This is a genomic window from Micromonospora sp. NPDC002411 (assembly GCF_053592955.1).
In genome coordinates this window covers 1-13,619 of record NZ_JBSFBM010000183.1, presented here as the reverse complement: position 1 = coordinate 13,619, position 13,619 = coordinate 1, and the positions used below count along the sequence as shown (strand labels likewise).

Sequence of the window (13,619 nt, the reverse complement as noted above, 5' to 3'; positions counted from 1 at the left end):
ACTCCTCCTCGTACCGGCCTGCGCCGACAGCAACCGCCCAGGCGAGGCCGTCGACCTGGTCGCGGAGGCCGCCGCGCCGCCGAACCCGAGAACCAGGGCGCCGACAGCGCCGGCCCGGACCACGCCGCGCCGCGAGACCTCCGCGTTCACCACGTCACCGAAGTACGCGTTGTCGGAGGTGTTCGGGACCGGGTGGTCGCAGGCGTTTCCGCACCGGTACAGACAGGTCATGGCGTCACGGGTGCCATGGCGGTTGCCGGTCAACAGGGGGAGCAGCCGGGGGCGGTCGCTCATGGGGGAAGCCTCCAGGGAGTCGGTGGCACGACAGGCGGCGTACCCGCCGGACGCTAGGAGGACGTGGTGAGCGCTCGTCGGCCGCGATGTGAACCAGGCATGAACACCTCTCCGGGCGGCAACCGTCTGACCTCGGGCTGAACCGTTCGGCGTGACCGCACGTATTCACGGGCGGACGCACCGCCGGACGCGCGCAGGAAGCGAGGAGACCGCCATCAGCGACCACGACGCCCAACTGCTGCGCGCGCTGCACGACGAGCACGCGGAGGCGCTGTACGCCCATGCCCTGCGGCTGGTCAACGGGGACCGGCAGCGCGCCGAGGACCTGGTGCAGGAAACGCTGCTGCGGGCCTGGCGACACCCGGAGTCCCTCGACCCGAAACGCGGCTCGGTGCGGTCGTGGCTGTTCACCACCGCCCGCAACCTGGCCATCGACGCCTGGCGGCGACGGTCCACCCGAGTGGGCGAGGTGTTCACCGACGACCTTCCCGAACCACCGGAGGTGATCGACGAGGCGGAGCGGGCTGTGGAGGCGTGGACCGTCGCCGAGGCGCTGAACCGACTCAGCCCGACCCACCGGGAAGTGCTCGTCGAATGCTTCTACCAGGGGCGGTCGGTGGCCGAGGCGGCGTCCCGCCTGGGCGTACCGCCGGGGACCGTGAAGTCCCGCACCCACTACGCGTTGCGGTCTCTACGTTTGGTCCTGGCCGAGATGGGGGTGACGGGATGACCCGGTGCGAGTTCGCGTACGACGACGGCGCGTACGTGCTGGGTGCCTTGGCCCCCGCCGAACGGGCGGCGTACGAACGGCACCTGTCCGGCTGCGCCTCCTGCCGGGAGTCGGTCGCCGAGATCGCCGTGCTGCCCGGGCTGCTCGGGCGCCTCGACCCGGCGGGACTGGAGCAGATCCTGCCCCCGCCGGCCCCGCCCCGGGTGCCCGCGCTGCTCGACGAGGCCCGGCGTCGCCGGCGTCGGCAACGCTCCGCGGACCGGCGACGGTACGCGCTGACCACCCTGGCCGCCGCCGGGCTGGCCCTGGTCGTGGGTGTCGGTACGGCAGTGGTGCTGCCCCGACCGGTCACCCCGCCGCCGAAGGCGCAGGGCACTCCTGGCCCACAGGTGTCGATGGTCGCCATGCGGCCGGTGGCCGCCGCCGGGCCGGTGCACGCCGACATCGGTCTGGTCGGCACCAAGTGGGGCACACGGGTGACCATGCGGTGCGGGTACGACGCGCGGACGAGCTACGGCAAGGCGTACCCGTTCCGGCTGGTCGCGCACGGCCCGAATGGCGCCACCGAGCAGATCGGCTCCTGGCTCGCGGCCCCCGGTGACGACCTCAGCTTCACCGGCAACACGAGGTTCACCGACGCCGAGCTGGCCAGCGTGGAGCTGCAGAAAGCCGACGGCACCCCCCTGCTCACCTACGCCGTCCCGTAGTCCCGCCGGCCCCCGGTCTGTCCGGCCCGGTCGCGTCCGGCCCGGCCGCGTCGATCATGGAGTTGTGGTGGGTGACAAACCGCCCGAACTAGGGCCGGGCGGGCACCACCACTCCATGATCGACGGAGGGTTCGGGTTGGCGGGACCGGGTTCTGCGGGAGGTCCGGACAGCGTCGGTGGTGAAGACGATCAGGGCCAGCCAGACCAGCCCGAAGCCAGCGAGGCGGGCCGGCGGCATCGGCTCGTGGAAGATCAGCACACCGCAGCCGAGCTGCAGGATCGGCGCCAGGTACTGGACCATGCCGAGGCTGCTCAGCGGCAGCCGGTTGGCCGCCCCGGCGAACATCAGCAGCGGGATCGCCGTGGCCGCTCCGGCCAGCACCAGCAGCGCGGTGTGCCCGGCCGAGACGTGCCCGAAGGTCGAGTCGGCCCTCGCGGTCAGCCAGGCGAGGTAGCCCAGCGCCGGCAGCGCCAGCACCGCGGACTCGACGAAGAGTCCTTCCGCCGGTGGCAGCCCCAGCCGCTTCTTGACCAGCCCGTAGCCGGCGAAGCTGAACGCCAGGGTCAACGCCAGCCAGGGCAGCCGGCCGTAGTCGACGGTGAGCACCACGACCGCTGACGCGCCGATCCCCAGCGCCACCCACTGCGCCGGGCGTAGCCGCTCCCGCAGCACCGTCACACCGAGCAGCACCACGACCAGCGGGTTGATGAAGTAGCCCAGCGCGGTCTCCACCACCCGACCGGAGTTGACCCCGTAGATGTAGGTGCCCCAGTTGACAGCGATCAGCGCGGCGGCGGCGACCATTCCGGCCATCGCCCAGGGGCGACGCAGCAGCGCCCGCAGGAAGCCGACATTGCGCAGCGCGCCCAGCAGCAGCGCCACGAACACCACCGACCAGACGACCCGGTGGGCCAGGATCTCCAGCGGGCCGGCGGGCCGCAGCAGCTTGAGGTAGAGCGGGAAGAAACCCCAGAGGAGGTACGCGCCGAGGCCGTAGAGGTATCCCAGGCGGAGAGGCGTCACGCCTCCACCGTAAGGGGCGTACCGCCGCTTTGTTCCTTTCCGGTGACCGGGGTCACCGGAGGACGGCGGTCGAGGATCATCCACCGCTCCGGGACGTCCAACGGCGTGAAGCCCTCCCTCGCGTACACCTGGTGTGCGTCGTTCGTGATCAACAGGATCCGGAGTACGCCCAGCTCGGCCAGGTGGTCACGGGCTGCTCCGACCAACCACCCACCCAGCCCGCGACCCCGGGTGGCCCTGTCGACGTACACGTCGCAGAGCCAGGCGAAGGTGGCGCCGTCGGTGACCACCCGGGCCACCGCCACCTGGCGGCCGTCCTCGGGCCGGTAGACGCCGAACGGCAGCGAGCCGGCGAACGCCCGGTCGGTGACGGCCCGGTCCCGCCCGAGTGCCCAGTACGCGTCTGTCGACAACCAGTGGTGCACCAGCTCCAGATCGAGCCGGGCGGGGTCGGTGCTGATCAGGTGGCCGTCGGCGCGGGTCAGTGAGAACACCACGTGACGCTAACCGCCGAGGTGGGCACCCACGGCGGCCAATTCCCGAAAGGTGGTCAGCGGCCCGCCCCGGCGGGAAACCAGGGCGGGCCGATCTGGTCGGTGGTCAGTCCCGGTCGAGGACGGCGCCCAGGATCCAGGTCACGATGCTCACGAAGAGGGCGCCGAGAACGGCGGCCGGCCAGAAACCGTCCACATCGAACGGCAGCCCGGCCTGGTCGGCGATCCAACTGGTGAGCAGGAACAGCAGCCCGTTCACCACCAGCGCGATGAGACCCAGGGTCAGCAGGTAGAAGCCGCAGCCGACCGTCTTGATGATCGGCTGGAGAACCGCGTTGACCACGCCGAAGATCACCGCCACCAGGAGCAGCGTGGTCACCGTCTCGACAGCCGAGGTCGACTCCAGAGAGATGCCTGGAATGAGGAGTGTGGCCAGCCAGAAAGCCAGCGCTGTGCTGGCCAGCCGAATCAGCAGACCCTTCAGAAAACCCATGGCGGGGATCGTGCCACGGACCACGCACCTACGTAACCCGGCAGTTGACCATCCCGCTGGATCAACCGCGCGCCGGTCGCCCGATCAGTTGCGACTCGATCGGAGTGGGGGAGAGCAGCGCCCAGCGCAGCGCCCTGCGATTGACCACGGCCACCATGTCGTCCCGGATCCGGGTCAACCACTCGGCCGACCCACCGAGCCCCAGCGCGGTGTCGGCCAGGGCGGCCTCGGCGGCGTTCAGCGGTTGCAGCAACGCCAGGTCGGCGCGGCTCAACGTGTCCACGTCCGCCGGAGTCAACTCGTCGCGTACCACCAGTGTGGCCCGCCACGGCGGGCGCGGCTCGGCGTCGGCCAGCACCGGCCCCGCGTCGACGACCAGCAACAACGGGCGCAGCGCGCTGCCCACCCCCTCGGCCACCGGTCGACCGGGCGGGATCAACGGGATCGTCCCGCCCGGCGCACCCACACCCCGGACGAACGGTTCCCAGGCGCGCGGCCGGGACGTCTGCACCACCACCAGCGCACCGAGGGCCAGGGCGCGCAGGGCCACCAACTGGGCCGCGCGCACCCCGCCGACCAGCAACACCCTTGTGCTCTCCGGCCGGAACAGTCGTACGGTGACGGCTCCGCCGTGCCGGTTCGTGCCCACCATCATTCCCGCGTCGCCCACTGTGAGCTCCCAGTCGTCCAACGGGGGGCGGGCAGGCGTTTCGTTGGTCGTCAGCGCCAACGGCAGTGTCGCGCCGAGCCCGCTCAGGTGCGCGCCGTCGAGCCGCCGCAGCTCCCCTCCCAGGTCGGCCACCAGGCGCGTCAACGCCTCGGCTGCTGCGGCCAGCTCGGTCGCCGTGCCGGCGGCCAGGCGTACGGTCAGCTCGGTCGGCACACCGAGGGCGGAAGCGGCCGGGGTCGGGCCTGTGGAGATCGACACGGTCGTCGCTGTCACCGGTAGCGCGAGCAGCCGGGGCACCAGTCGCCGTCCACCTGCGCCGTCGGGCCAGCGGGCCAGCCGGAAGGTGGCCTGGTGCAGGGTGCCGGACCGAAGCGCGAGCCAGGACTCCCGTACCGGATGCCCGTCGTGGTGGGCCAACTCGCCCAGCACGCGCAGCGCCGCGGGCACGCCCAGCGGCCGTGCGGTCAGCGGTCCGAGCCGGCGGACGATCCGGCGTACCGTGCCGGCGAGCACCCGGCGCAGATCCTCTCCGGTCCAGCCGTCCACCCGCAGCACCCGCACCGCCACCACCGCCCGTTCCCGACCGGCGAGCCGCCCGTCGGTGAGCTGCCGGTACGACGTGCCGACCGTGCCGGCCGCCGCCGGCACCGGTGCCGGCGCCCCGGTGAGCAGCAGTTGGACCCGCAGCGGGGGAATATCCGGCCCGGCCGGTGGCAGCAACGCGGACGGCGCGGGGACGGCCCGGGACGCGTCGCCGATCAGGTCGCCGGGGTCGCCGAGCTCCAGCAGCACCACCATGCCCACGGTGTCCTCCAGCACCGCCGCAGGCCCACCGGTCAGCTCGGTGGACTGGACGACGGTGCCCGGAGCGACCAGTTCGAGCAGCTCGGCCGCGCCGGCCGGCCCGGGCAACTCCCGGCGACGGGTCAGGTGCTCGGCGGCCGTGCCCAGCCACTCGAAGAGCCACCGGCCCCGGATCCGGACCACGGCCACCGCCACCAGCAGCACGGCGACGAGCGTCGCCGCCGCGGTGACCGGTGCCGGTCGGCCAAGGGCGGTGAGAACGAGCGCCGCCGCGACCTGCGCGGTGACCAGTTGACCGGCCCGCACTCGGACATCGGTGCCCCGCGCGAACGGCGACCGGCGAGGTGGTGCCTGCTGATCGGCGAGGCTCGGCCCGCGGTCGGTGGGCGGGTCGACCGTCGGTGGCACGGTCGTCGGCCCGGACCGGGCCGGTGTCGCCCGGTGCGGTCCTCCGGTGGTGATCGCCGGCACGGCGCCTCCTCGACCTGTGGGGACCGTGTCGGGCCGGCGGCCGACCGGCCGTCACGCGCCGCGACGTGGCTGCAGCACATCGTAAGTGACCGATGGCTGCCGTAGTTGTCCACAGGGGAGCCGCAGGGGGTAGCAGAACTGCTACGAGGTCGCTACCGTCAGCCACGAAGTTCGTCGCTGACCCGTGTCTCAGTGCTCGACGGCCGGGCCGAGCGGCCGACGCGCCCCCAGAGTGGGCGCGTCGAGAGCCAGGTGCGAGCGGAGAGACGAGGTGACGTCCGGGTGTCCCAGACGCAGGCAGAAGCCGCGGTGATGCAGCAGACAGCCGCGAAGTTCGAGCAGGTGGACCAGTCGTTGCAATCCATGCTGACCGGCCTGCTGGCCGAGTTGGAGGTGTTGCAGCAGGCCTGGCGTGGCGCCGGTGGTCGATCGTTCGAGCAGGTCAAGCAGCAGTGGTCCCAGGACCAGGCGGCGCTGCACCGGGCGCTGCGGGAGACCGCCGGCGCGATCCGCACCGCCGGCCGGCAGTACGACGTCTCCGACGACGAGGCCGCCAGCCGGGTAGCCGGCACCAACCGCGGCGGCATCCAACTGCCGCTCTGATCCCGCCCGGGGAGGAAATCCGATGGACCAAGGTGTGCTGGTCGTCAACTTCGCCGCGCTTCAGCAGGCCGGCGCGGACATCCAGAAAGCGTTGAACAGGCTCGACTCGCAGCTCGGTCAACTCGAACGCGACGCCGCTCCGCTGGTGGCGAGCTGGACGGGCGAGGCCCGCCAGGCCTACGAGCAGCGGCAGGCGCGGTGGCGGTCCGCCTCGCAGGACCTCCAGGCGATGCTGCGGGACATCAAGGTGGCGGTGGGCGACTCCGCCTCCGACTATCTGGACACCGAGAAGAAGAACACCGGGCTGTTCCAGTGAGCGCGGTGAGCCGGGAGCGCTGACCATGTCCAGGTCGGTGCCCCGGCCGCTGCGCCGCAGCGGCCAGGGCAGTGAGCTGACCGAGCCGGGTGCGGGCGCTGGGATGACCGGGTCAGGCCTCGCCGGCCGGACGCCAGCGTCGACGGGCGCCGCGGGGCAGCACCAGGGCGAGCAGCACCACGGTGGCCGCCGTCATGCCGACCACCACGCCCACCAGCAGGGCCCGGTCCCGTGCCGACTCCCGCCGGGCCTGGCGGGCGAGCGTCGCCGGGTCGGCTCGGTCGTCGGCGAGCGCGGTGACCTGCCGCGGGCCGGCCGCACGGCTGCCGCCGGTCTCGGTGACCGCCCGGTAAGGGTTCAGCACACCGGCGCCGTACCCGCCGCCCTGGCCGACTCCCGGAGCCGGGTCGGCGGTGGCGATGATCCGCTCGGCCACCTGGGCAGCGGTCAGCTCCGGCCGATACCCGCGCAGCAGCGCGGCGGTGGCGGCCACGAAGGGCGCCGCGTAACTGGTGCCCTCGACCTGGTGGTGGCCGGCGCCGGGTGCGGCGGTCAGCACCTCGCTGCCGGGCGCCACCAGGTCGACGTACGGGCCGGTCTGGGAGAAGGTGGCCCGCACCCCGTCCGCCCCGATCGCCCCCACGCCGATCACCCCGTCGTAGCCGGCGGGGAAGGGTTGCGGGTCGCCACTGTCGTGCAGGTTGCCGGCGGCGGCCACCAGCACCACGTCCCGGTCGACCGCGTACCGCACCGCCGAGCGCACCTCCGGGTCGTCCGCGTACAACACCACGGACAGGTTGATCACGTCGGCGTCGTGGTCGACGGCCCAGCGGATCGCCCGGGCGAACTCGTCGGCGGTGACCGTACGCCCCGACTCCCGACCCTGCACCACCTGCTGTTCACTCACCCGCACCGGCAGGATCCGGGCATCAGGTGCGAGGCCGTGGAAGGCGACTCCGGGGCGGGGTGCCGCCGCGATGATGCTCGCCACACCGGTGCCGTGCCCGGCGCAGTCCCGACTGCCGTCCCCGCCGAGGTCGAGCAGGTCGGTGCCGGTCAGCACCCGCTCGGCCAGTTGGGGGTGCGCCCGATCCACCCCGGAGTCGACCACCGCCACGGTCACTCCGGCGCCGGTGGCCAGGGGCGCCAGCCGGGTCGGGTCGTACCGCCGCTGTGGCCAGGGTGCGGCGGTGACCGGCCGGGCCGGGGTGAGGGAGGTCGTGCAGGCCGGCACCACGCGCAGCCCGGCGGTGGCGGCGACGGTCGGGAGTGCCGGTACGGTCAGGAGGCCGGCTGCCAGACCTGCGACGACCGGGCGCGTGATCGATCGAGACATCGACGGCCTCCGTATCGTGTCGGCTCCGGGACGGGATGTTATCGCCTCACCCACGCCCCGGCAGACCGCCGACGGCCAGCCATTGTGATCTTGATACCACCTTGTAGGTTGTACGCGATACCTGTGGCCTGTTCTCGGAAGGGGAGGTGGCCGTGACCGAATGGGAGCCGGCCACGGAGGCCGAGGTGGCGATGCGCGATGCGCTGCACGCCAACGACCAGGAGCTCTACTTCCGGCTTCTGTCCCGCACCGACCTGCTGTTGCCGGTCTCCGCCCCGACGCAACCCGGCCAACCACCCGCTGGCTGGGGCACCTGGACCACCGGCGGTCGGACGCACGTCCTGGCCTTCACCTCCGCCGCCGCACTGCGGGCATGCCTCGGTGAGCATCCGGGCAGCAACCGGCGCGTCCCCTTCGCGGACCTCGCGGTCGGCTGGCCCAATCAGGAGTGGTGGCTGGCCGTCAACCCTGGCCTGCCGGTCGAGGGTTACCTGCCGGCCTGGTTTGTTGCTCAACTCTCTCGGGGCGACGTTCGTCTGCCCGGCCGTGCCATGGGTGCCCGCGCCCGCCTGGAACGGGCGGAGACCCTCGCGCGCACCCGGACCGGGCCTTCCGGTCGGGACGCGACGCCGGCCGCTGGTCGACAGTCGGCGACTGGTGCGTCGTCGTTCGGCTCGGACGCGACAGTGCTCGCTTCGACTCCGCCGCCGGTTCCGCCCGCCCCCGTTCCCCCTGCCCCGGTTCCGCCTCCCCCCGTTCCGCTCGCCCCGGTCCCGCCTGCCCCGGTTCCTCCTCGCGGGCCCGCGTGGGACGCGCAGGCCCGGGTGGGTGCCCCCTCGGTGCCGGGCCCGGCGTCCCGCACGCCCACCCCCGCCGAGCCGTCGCGCCGAAGGGGCGCGGAGGACCTGCCCGCCGGTCAGCGCCCACCGACCGAGCCGCCCCGACCGAGCGCCCTGCCCCGTACCGGTCGGCCGTCCCGGTTCGCACCGTTGACGCCCGCCGACCACGCCGGTGCCGACCAGCCGAGGCCCGGCGCGGGCTGGCCCGCGGCGGACCGGCCGGGCGACGATGGTCCGCTCGGGGGTAACGGCAACGGTGGGCCGCAGGCCGCCGCCCGTCGCTCCTTCTTCGAACCCAGCACCACCCGGGATCGCGGACCCGACCCGAGCACGAGCGGAGGCCGTCCAGGTGACCGGGCTGCCCCGCCGACGCGATTCGGGCGCGGCAGTCAACCCTTCCCACGCCGCCGCCCGGCCGACGCTCCGGCCGACGAGACCGCCACCCGGGCCTTCCCGATGGGCGATCCGGATGCCACCCGGCCATTCCGGCAGCCGGTGGCCGACCTCGGCGCACCCCGAGGGGTACGCGCACCGGCACCCGCCGAGGAGGTCACCCAGCCGCTGCCTCCGCGCCGGCCCGACCTGCTGGCCGAGGAGCCCACCCGCGCCTTCCGGATGACCGGCGAGCCGCCGCTGACCCGGGGGTCGGAGCGGCCCAGCCCTCCGGCGGAGGAGACCCAGGCGATCCCCCGCGACCGGCCGAGCCCGTACCCGCCTGTGGAGGAGTTGTCGACGTCGGCTGCCGAGCCGGTGTCCGGCCCGCCTGCGCCGCGCCGCGGCTTCACGCCCATCGTCATCGAGGGCACGATCATCGAGTCCCGCGATCTCACCGCCCCGGTCGAGACCAGCGGTCCGGCCCACGCCGCCCAATGGCCCCGCAACCCTGCCGACGCCGCCGCCCCGCCGCCGTTCGGCTCGGCGTCCTCCGAGCCGAGCATGTTCGGCCCGTCGTCGTTCAGCCCGACCCAGCCGGTGTCGAGCCCGTCCGTTGCGCGTCCCACAGTTCCGACGGAGACCACAGCCGACCGCGTCGACAGCCCGCTCGGTGGCGGTCCGTCCGACCTCGGCAGCTCGTCGGTCGGCGTGCCGAGCACCGATCTGCCCGTCGGTGGCGAGAGCCGCACCGGAGACGGCGATGGGCAGGGCCCGCCGGCCGACGATCCGGCGGCGGCCGACTTCGACCCGGCCAACACGGTCGAGGAGGACCTGCTCGGCGCCGCCGGCTCCGGCAGCACCGACACGTTCCTGTCCACCCTGCTGCTGGCCCGGGTCCTGCTGCCGGCGGCACCGGAGTCGCTGCGCGGAAGCCGCCCCGGGGATGCGGGCTTCGTCTGGCGTACGGCGCAACTCGACGGCGAGACGTACGTGGTGGTCTACACGTCCCCGGAGCGTCTCGCCGACCACTTCGAGGGTGACGTCGACACGGTCCGGGTGAAGTTCGCCCAACTGATCCGGCGTTGGCCGGACGAGGACTGGTCGTTCGCTGTCAACCCGGGCACCCCTGTCGGTGCCAAGCTGCCCGGGGAGCAGATCGTCGCGTTGGCCAACTGGGCCGCCGAGGTGGGGCTCGGTGACGACCTGGAGGTCGATCCGGAAGAAGCCCCGGTCGCGGCGGAGCCCACTACCCGCCCCCGGTACGCCCCGGCGGCGGTCGACCCGACGCGACCGACTGTCATGCAGAAGGCGATCGCTCCCTCTCAGCTCGCCTACTACCTCGACCGGGGGTACGACCGGGTCTCCGGCTTCGTGCACCGGGCCGGTGAGTTGGCGCACCTGACCACGCCTGCGCAGGTGCACGACGCGCTCGGCCTCAGCTACCCCGGCTCGCCGTTCTCCCGGGATGCCGAGGAGATCTACGTACTGCGCTGGCCGGCGCACCGGCCGAGCCTCTACCGGATCCCGTACGGCGGTCAGAACGAGCCGGCGATGCGAGCCATGGAGGGCTGGGTCATCGAGCGTCCCCCGTTCCGGGGCAACGGTTTCGCCCCAGGCGAGAGCAGCGACGTGGTGGCGGAGTTCAAGGTGGACAGCGCGCGCCTCCCGCACGGCGCGCAGCTGTGGCGGATCGGCGCGGACGGCACCGAGCGGGTGGTGGCGGAACTCGACACCGACACGGTGGTCTGGCGACGGGTCGGTGAGGCGTGAAGCGCGACGGTTACGTGGCCCGTTGGCAGGGCCGGGAATACCAGGCCAGCCCGGACGGTGACCACATCCGCCTCTACCAGCCGGAGCCGGGCGAGGGCTTCGACGAGGTCCGCGCGGGCCGGTACGTCCGGGTGCTGCCGGCGAGTGAGATCGAGGACCTGGCGTACGTCCGGACCACGTGCACCTGGCAGGGGCAGCCGTTCATCGTGCTCGGCGAGCACGACGCCTGGCTGCGGGTGGAATACACGGGTGGTCGCTGGCCGGTGGCGGAGGCGATGCGGCTGGAGGTCTTCGACTTCGGCGTCTACCAGGGGTGGGCGCCGGCCGCCGAGGTCACCGACCTACGGGAGCAGCGGGTCTGACCGGTCAGCTCTTGGCCCACCGCAGGATCTCGCCGAGCACCAGATCGGGCGTTTCCAGATGCGGGAAGTGCCCCACCCCGTCGAGCAGCCGCCACTCGTAGGGCGCGACGACGTAGCGGCCGGAGCCCAGGGCGGTACGCGGCAGCGAGGCGACATCCAGCGCACCGTGCAGTTGCAGGGTCGGGGTGGACAGCGGCTTTTGCATCAGGCGGACGAACCGGTAGCCGTGCAGCCGCAACAGCGAACGGAACGCCCACCGATAGCCCTCCAGGGCGCAGAACGCGGCCTGCGGGATGCGCATCGCCTCCCGGCACCGCTCGGCGTACTCCGCGAATTCCGGCCCCGCCACCCAGCGCGGCCCGCCCCAGCGGCGCAGGATCTCCGCGACGCCCGCCGCGCCGTCCCGGGTCAGCACGTGTTCGTATCGGGGCAGCTGGAACTTCAACGCCGGTGTGGACGCGGCGAACTGCCCACGCGGGTCGGCGAAGATGGCGGCGCGCAGTCGCAGCGGGTGCGGCGCACCCAGCACCACGAGCCGACGGACCAGCGACGGGTGGAACGAGGCCACCGTCCAGGCCACCATGCCGCCGAGGCCACTGCCGACGATCGTCGCCGACCGTTCGCCGAGTGCACGGATCAGTCCGGCGATGTCGGCGGCGAGGGTGTAGCCGTCGTACCCCCGGGGTGGTTTGTCGCTGGCACCGTAACCGCGCAGGTCGACGGCGACCGCCCGGAACCCGGCGTCGGCGACGGCCGGCAGCATCTGGTGCCATGCCCACCAGTGCTCCGGGAAGCCGTGCAGGAAGAGCACCATCGGCCCGGTGCCGGCCTCGACCACATGGAATCGGGTGCCGTTGGCGCCGACGAAGCGGTGCGTCCACGGCCCTTCGGTGAGGACACAGGACTCGTCGACGGCTCCGCCGCGCTGGTCGGTCATGGCAGACAGCCTAGGACCCGGCTACCGCCGACGACCCCGGTGGTCGCTTTGAACAGGGGAAAGCCCGGGTTGACCCGGAGCGGTGCCAGGGGCCTCGGCCGGACAAAGGGCGACGCCCGGGCAGGTGGCCTGCCCGGGCGTCGCTTGGTGCTGGTGGACCAGTGGTCAGCTGATCCGGATCTTCATCGAGGTGCCGTCCTGCTCCAGAACCTTGATCTTGACACCGGTTGCGGGGAGCTTGACGCCGTGGTTCGGCAGCTCCTCGTAGAAGTACTTCTTGGTGTCGTCGAACAGCGGCTCGGCAGCCTGGCCACGGATGTACTGCGGCTGGCTGTTGAGGTGCAGGGTGAACGAGTCGGCCTTGTTCAGGCTGAACGGCGCGTCGTACATCTGGACGCGGGCGCGCCACGGGGCACCGGTCAGGTTGTAGATCGGGCGCGGGTGCGCGTCGATGTACAGGTTGCGACCCTCACCCGGGTGACCACCCGGGTTGGTCGGCGAGGCCGGGGCGGTGTTGTTGTCCTCCCAGCGGGTGTTCCAGTACGAGATGAGCAGGCCCTCCTGGTACGCGTAGTGGTCCACCCAGTCCGGGCGGGTGTTCGCGTAGCCGAAGAAGTACGGGCCGGTCTTCAGGTACTTGTCGTACGAGACGTACGACCGGTTGCCGGCGATGTAGAAGTTGTCGAACTCGTCGGTGTAGGTGGCACCGACGACCTCCCACTCGTCGAGCGCCCAACCCGCGTCGGTCTCGGCACCGTCGCTGAGCACGGTCTGGCCGTCGGCGGTCACGGTGATCGCGTCACCGAAGAAGCCGCCCTCGGACACACCGCCGTCGGTGACGTAGTGCAGGCGAACCTGCGCCGTCTTGCCGGCGACCGAGGTCAGCGGGATGTTGATGTCCGCCCACGCGCCGTTGCTGGTGCCGGCGAGGGCCGGGCGACCGGCACCGTCGACGCCGATCGGCTGGCCGTTGACAGTGCCGTCCAGGTCGGTCCAGGTCTGGCCGCCGTCCGTCGACGCCTCGAAGTAGAGGTAGTCGTAGCCCGCTTCGATGGCGTACTTGCCCTTGAGTGACAGCGCCGCCGCGGACTTGCCGGTCAGATCGAACGTCCTCGTCATGGTGCCGTCGAGGTTGTCCTTGTTACCGGAGAAGTACTGCTTCGAGCCCTCGAACGGTGCGCCGTAGTTGAAGGTGTACTCCCTCTTGGGCAGCACCACCACGACGGCCTGCGCCTTCTTGGAGTTGTACTCCTGCGGGCCGAGCTCCAGGGTCTGCTTCTGCCCCGCCACGACGACCTGAGTGGCCCGCTGCTCGCGTTGATCGGCGGCGTCGTCACCGCCGTGGTCCTCGGCGTGCTGCTCTACGCCAGCGCCGTACGCATCAACCTCGGCAC

The 13,619-nt window shown here is 72.5% G+C and carries 12 protein-coding genes and 2 pseudogenes; 6 read left to right on the top strand and 8 right to left on the bottom strand.

Annotated elements, in window-relative coordinates; all coding sequences use genetic code 11:
- Window positions 1-294: pseudogene (locus ACWCO3_RS21300) on the bottom strand (phosphatase); the annotation flags it as partial.
- A gap of 214 nt (window positions 295-508) precedes the next feature.
- Here ACWCO3_RS21300 and ACWCO3_RS21295 point away from each other — a divergent pair.
- A complete protein-coding gene (locus tag ACWCO3_RS21295) occupies window positions 509-1,024 on the top strand; it encodes a sigma-70 family RNA polymerase sigma factor (RefSeq protein ID WP_088986748.1) in 516 nt (171 codons plus the stop codon).
- Window positions 1,021-1,731 (top strand): anti-sigma factor family protein, encoded by a 711-nt coding sequence (locus tag ACWCO3_RS21290; RefSeq protein ID WP_145785934.1) that lies wholly within the window; start codon window positions 1,021-1,023, stop codon window positions 1,729-1,731. Before ACWCO3_RS21295 ends, ACWCO3_RS21290 begins: the two co-directional genes overlap by 4 nt.
- 88 nt (window positions 1,732-1,819) lie before the next feature.
- Here ACWCO3_RS21290 and rarD read toward each other — a convergent pair whose 3' ends face one another.
- The 4 genes from rarD to eccE all read right to left on the bottom strand — a co-directional run bounded on the left by rarD (window position 1,820) and on the right by eccE (window position 5,687).
- Window positions 1,820-2,755, bottom strand: a complete 936-nt coding sequence (gene rarD, locus ACWCO3_RS21285; RefSeq protein WP_145785935.1) for an EamA family transporter RarD — start codon at window positions 2,753-2,755, stop codon at window positions 1,820-1,822.
- A complete protein-coding gene (locus tag ACWCO3_RS21280; RefSeq protein WP_145785936.1) occupies window positions 2,752-3,249 on the bottom strand; it encodes a GNAT family N-acetyltransferase in 498 nt (165 codons plus the stop codon). Before ACWCO3_RS21280 ends, rarD begins: the two co-directional genes overlap by 4 nt.
- A 106-nt stretch (window positions 3,250-3,355) precedes the next feature.
- Window positions 3,356-3,742 (bottom strand): phage holin family protein, encoded by a 387-nt coding sequence (locus tag ACWCO3_RS21275; protein ID WP_145785937.1) that lies wholly within the window; start codon window positions 3,740-3,742, stop codon window positions 3,356-3,358.
- 61 nt (window positions 3,743-3,803) lie between these two features.
- Window positions 3,804-5,687 carry a type VII secretion protein EccE gene (gene eccE, locus ACWCO3_RS21270; RefSeq protein ID WP_450011608.1) on the bottom strand — a complete coding sequence of 628 codons (1,884 nt, stop codon included), beginning with the start codon at window positions 5,685-5,687 and terminating at the stop codon, window positions 3,804-3,806.
- A 282-nt stretch (window positions 5,688-5,969) separates the two neighbouring features.
- Here eccE and ACWCO3_RS21265 point away from each other — a divergent pair, with 282 nt between their 5' ends.
- On the top strand, window positions 5,970-6,290 hold the full coding sequence (locus ACWCO3_RS21265) for a WXG100 family type VII secretion target (RefSeq protein ID WP_088986744.1): 321 nt from the start codon (window positions 5,970-5,972) through the stop codon (window positions 6,288-6,290).
- 22 nt (window positions 6,291-6,312) lie between these two features.
- Window positions 6,313-6,606: a WXG100 family type VII secretion target gene (locus ACWCO3_RS21260; RefSeq protein ID WP_269681490.1), complete on the top strand. Its 294-nt coding sequence runs from the start codon at window positions 6,313-6,315 to the stop codon at window positions 6,604-6,606.
- Window positions 6,607-6,718: 112 nt separating this feature from the next.
- Here ACWCO3_RS21260 and mycP read toward each other — a convergent pair whose 3' ends face one another.
- Window positions 6,719-7,942 carry a type VII secretion-associated serine protease mycosin gene (gene mycP, locus ACWCO3_RS21255; protein WP_450011605.1) on the bottom strand — a complete coding sequence of 408 codons (1,224 nt, stop codon included), beginning with the start codon at window positions 7,940-7,942 and terminating at the stop codon, window positions 6,719-6,721.
- Window positions 7,943-8,094: 152 nt separating this feature from the next.
- Between mycP and ACWCO3_RS21250 the strand changes: the two genes are divergently transcribed.
- Both ACWCO3_RS21250 and ACWCO3_RS21245 read left to right on the top strand, forming a co-directional pair.
- Window positions 8,095-10,926: an SseB family protein gene (locus ACWCO3_RS21250; protein ID WP_450011603.1), complete on the top strand. Its 2,832-nt coding sequence runs from the start codon at window positions 8,095-8,097 to the stop codon at window positions 10,924-10,926.
- The gene (locus tag ACWCO3_RS21245; RefSeq protein WP_450011601.1) at window positions 10,923-11,288 is read left to right on the top strand and encodes a hypothetical protein; all 366 of its coding nucleotides are present in this window, start codon (window positions 10,923-10,925) and stop codon (window positions 11,286-11,288) included. The genes ACWCO3_RS21250 and ACWCO3_RS21245 overlap by 4 nt, the downstream gene beginning before the upstream one ends.
- Before the next feature lie 4 nt (window positions 11,289-11,292).
- Here ACWCO3_RS21245 and ACWCO3_RS21240 read toward each other — a convergent pair whose 3' ends face one another.
- Window positions 11,293-12,225 (bottom strand): alpha/beta fold hydrolase, encoded by a 933-nt coding sequence (locus ACWCO3_RS21240; protein WP_145785942.1) that lies wholly within the window; start codon window positions 12,223-12,225, stop codon window positions 11,293-11,295.
- 165 nt (window positions 12,226-12,390) lie between these two features.
- Window positions 12,391-13,619 (bottom strand): annotated as a pseudogene (locus ACWCO3_RS21235) (immune inhibitor A domain-containing protein); the annotation flags it as partial.

Coding starts and splice junctions, on each gene's coding strand:
- ACWCO3_RS21260 (WP_269681490.1), top strand. CDS start 6,313: ATGGACCAAGGTGTGCTGGTCGTCAACTTCGCCGCGCTTCAGCAGGCC.
- ACWCO3_RS21275 (WP_145785937.1), bottom strand. CDS start 3,742: ATGGGTTTTCTGAAGGGTCTGCTGATTCGGCTGGCCAGCACAGCGCTG.
- ACWCO3_RS21290 (WP_145785934.1), top strand. CDS start 1,021: ATGACCCGGTGCGAGTTCGCGTACGACGACGGCGCGTACGTGCTGGGT.
- ACWCO3_RS21240 (WP_145785942.1), bottom strand. CDS start 12,225: ATGACCGACCAGCGCGGCGGAGCCGTCGACGAGTCCTGTGTCCTCACC.
- mycP (WP_450011605.1), bottom strand. CDS start 7,942: ATGTCTCGATCGATCACGCGCCCGGTCGTCGCAGGTCTGGCAGCCGGC.